Annotated in this window: 1 protein-coding gene; it reads right to left on the bottom strand. The window is 44.1% G+C overall.

Annotation, left to right across the window (positions count from 1 at the left end; translation table 11 throughout):
• Positions 1–973, bottom strand: a 973-nt coding sequence (locus tag LD28_RS23090) for a 2Fe-2S iron-sulfur cluster-binding protein (protein WP_156120226.1), incomplete at both ends; no start/stop codon positions are given.

Here is a 973-nt window from a genome sequence, read left to right on the forward strand (position 1 = left end):
GCGCCAGTGACTTCATACGTTGCCACAAGATTGAGAATACAGCCATCACCTTTGGGTTCTAATTTAAAACTTAATGCACCACTGGCCCCGGAGCCGCTTCGTGAATCTTTCCCTCGCCCCTCAAAACGTCCGGTATGATCACTGTCATTGAAGGTAAAACAACCATCGCCTTTAAAAGAGGCACTAATAGCACCGAAAGAGGCTTCCATTAATATTTTCAAGTCATCACCATCTTGTCCCAGCAGGCGGGCACCTGGGACACAATTAACGACTTGTTCGACATTACACATTAATGTCCAGACATTATCTATTGAATGACTCAGTACAATATTTTCGACAATTCGATTGTTATCATCATCGTGATCTTGTGTACTCTGTATCTGTTTATCGAGCTTACCGATGCGACGTTCAAATGTTGGTAGTTCACCTGCATAAGTGTGGGGAGGTACGATTTTTTTTACTTCGGTATCAATGGTTCCAATTAGCGATTCTCTTTTAGCTAGCACGCTTCTTACCGATTTGATGATCCCCATATAACCAGTACAGCGGCAAAGGTTTCCACTCATGGCGGTACGGATAGTTTCCTCATCATTATTCAGGCCAAGCACCACTATTTCACGTGCTGAGGCAAGCATGCCCGGAGTACAAAAGCCACATTGCAACGCGTGATTTTCACTGAAAGCATCACGTAACGCGTTTGTGACAGGATCATCCTCGTAACCTTCAATAGTACGTATTTTAGCGTTATGGCAATTTTTGGCCAGGGTGATACAGGAGCGTGATGGCTTACCATTAATCTCGAATGTACAAGCACCGCAAATTCCGTGTTCACAACCAAGGTGGGTGCCTGTCAGATTAAGCTCATCTCGTAGCAGGTCGGCTAAGCTGGTGCGATCTTCAACCAAAACAGAAACTGGTTTGCCATTAACCTCAAGGTTTATTTGGCTTAGTTGATTGTTTGACATATTTACTG

The organism is Aeromonas finlandensis (assembly GCF_000764645.1).
GTDB lineage: Bacteria > Pseudomonadota > Gammaproteobacteria > Enterobacterales > Aeromonadaceae > Aeromonas > Aeromonas finlandensis.